General features: G+C 40.6%; 2 protein-coding genes and 1 pseudogene. All 3 read right to left on the reverse strand.

Annotation, left to right across the window (positions count from 1 at the left end):
* Positions 1 to 571 (reverse strand): annotated as a pseudogene (locus CZ225_RS22635) (RHS repeat-associated core domain-containing protein); the annotation flags it as partial.
* A 116-nt stretch (positions 572 to 687) separates the two neighbouring features.
* A complete protein-coding gene (locus CZ225_RS22640; protein ID WP_077155964.1) occupies positions 688 to 1128 on the reverse strand; it encodes a hypothetical protein in 441 nt (146 codons plus the stop codon).
* Positions 1129 to 1135: 7 nt separating this feature from the next.
* A partial coding sequence (locus tag CZ225_RS23070) for an RHS repeat-associated core domain-containing protein (protein ID WP_129585937.1) occupies positions 1136 to 2178 on the reverse strand: 1043 nt, incomplete at its 5' end.

A 2178-nucleotide genomic window follows, 5' to 3' on the forward strand; every position in this document is an offset into this window, starting at 1 on the left:
GCCCGTAACGCTTCAACCCCAGAATATTCCCCATCTTGTCATACCCCGTAACCTGCTCATTGAACCGGTCCGTATTAGCGGCAAGCGTAGTGCCTTCCCCGTAGAGGGCATCCTTCAACCTGGAAAGACCGTCATACGTGAAACGGTACCCTCTTGGGCTGGTTTCCGATCCCGCCTTCCACGACATGCTGCTGATGTTTCCATTATAGCAGGGAGTATTCCCCGTTATCGCCTCCTGATAATTGAGCGTCTGACTGAACAACGTTCCCGTAATACTCTTCGTCCACGAACGGACATTATACGCATACTCTGTCTTCAGTTTAGCGTTTCCGTTCCTGCTGTCCGACTTCAGGCGTCCCACCTCATCATAGGTGTCATCCACCAGAGTCACCGCCGCGGCATTGTCCAACTGACAGGTTGTTTTCAGCAAACGTTCCGCCTGGTCATAGGTATGGGTATATACTTCCGTCCGGGTATCCGACCCGAACGTATGCACTTTCCTGACTTGTCTAGGATTCCCCGGGAAGTCATAGGATGTTAGCTGTGTTGAACGGGTAGAGTTGGTAAACATTTATAGAATAAACATTTAATATATAAAATACCCTGATATAAATTATCATTAATTAGACAACCTATATCAGGGTTAGACAAATTACTCAATTTCAGTCAAACCAAAACACAAACTTGCTAATCGAAAAGATCTATGTATTTCATTTCTTTTTCATTAAGATGCAATTCTTGCTTTTTTTGTTTGTATTCATCAGCTGATAAAGGACCTGTTTTTTCCCAAGGAGCCCCTTCCTTTACCGAAGGAAGCATCTTTACAATATAATATCCCTTTATACTATCGTTTTGTACATTGCATGAAGTCACTAATATATATTGTTCATTCCAATGTACGTTGGCAATACATGCATCCAACACTCCTACAAACGATTCTTTTGATTCCGGATATTGATAATATAATCCAAAAACTATTGTAGGACTTACATCATGTTTTAATATATAATAGTCGGTTTTTCCTAATCTTTTCGAAGGTATAAAATCGAAAGAGCCTAATAGTAGCCCAAAAATAAAAAGTACAATTAAAATACCACCTAGAAATGTCAATACTATTTTCTTCTTCATGCTGTAACTATTTTGATGATTTCCATATATAGAACTGATACGTATTCGAAAAAGCTCGCGTTTGATTCCTACTTTGATTGGAAAATGGCAAATGAAAGAATAAAGATGTCCTACTCTTACTGTCACTAATTACATTGTTAAGCGTCTTGCCATCTGAACTTGTAAAAGCGTCATAACGATAACTGCCAATGAACTGTTTTGCCATAGTAATTGTTCCAAAGACATTTAAAAGCGACCAACTACGTTTCACCTTAGTCGCTTGTCCAGGGGCATCGGTCTTCCCATCAGCAATCCTTTGCTGCCACTCCAATACTGTTTTATCAGTTTTCATTGCTTCTGTATATGGATGATCAGATAGAAGTACAGAAAATTCCGGTCCTACACCATTTGCAAATTCATCAAAAAAATCCCATCCTCTTTCTTTTGAGGCAAGTAATCCTCCCTTATCATTAGGTGCAATATCAAAAGTAAACCCTTCGCTATAAAGACTCTTTGTATTAAATCCGTTGGGATCGGTTAATATACCATTAATTATGGATTCAAATTCCCCTAAAACCAATCCTTTTTCACCAATGTATGTGTACCCTTCTTTCTCGTCATTGCCATCATACCAAACATAACATTTAGTCTCATTATTTTGGTACCAATCGCGTCCATCCGGATCAATCCGATTCACAGGATTATTGGTACAATATACATACGGACTCATTGCCCAATATTTCTCACTCATCGGATCCACCACACGCCACCTTCCTATCGCAGCATCATAATGTCTAGCACCATAATCGTACCAGTTCAGTCCATTCTTCGCATCCAACTCCTTACCATTATACTTGTAAGGCTGAACACTAGCTGTAGAAGTGAAAGTCCCACCAAACGGATAGTAATTGTTAGTTTCCTCCACATTGCCATCCTTATCCGCCACCACACGGGTATTCCCCTGATGATCCTTCAAATAGAAATGGAACTTCCTGTCCGGGAAACTCACATACCCCGCCTCATTGAGCAGCATCCTCAACACCCCGTTCTCATAGACCGCATTCCCACAGT

It is taken from the genome of Bacteroides bouchesdurhonensis (genome assembly GCF_900155865.1).
In the GTDB taxonomy this organism is placed as follows: Bacteria; Bacteroidota; Bacteroidia; order Bacteroidales; family Bacteroidaceae; genus Bacteroides; species Bacteroides bouchesdurhonensis.

Coding starts and splice junctions, on each gene's coding strand:
- CZ225_RS22640 (WP_077155964.1), bottom strand. CDS start 1,128: ATGAAGAAGAAAATAGTATTGACATTTCTAGGTGGTATTTTAATTGTA.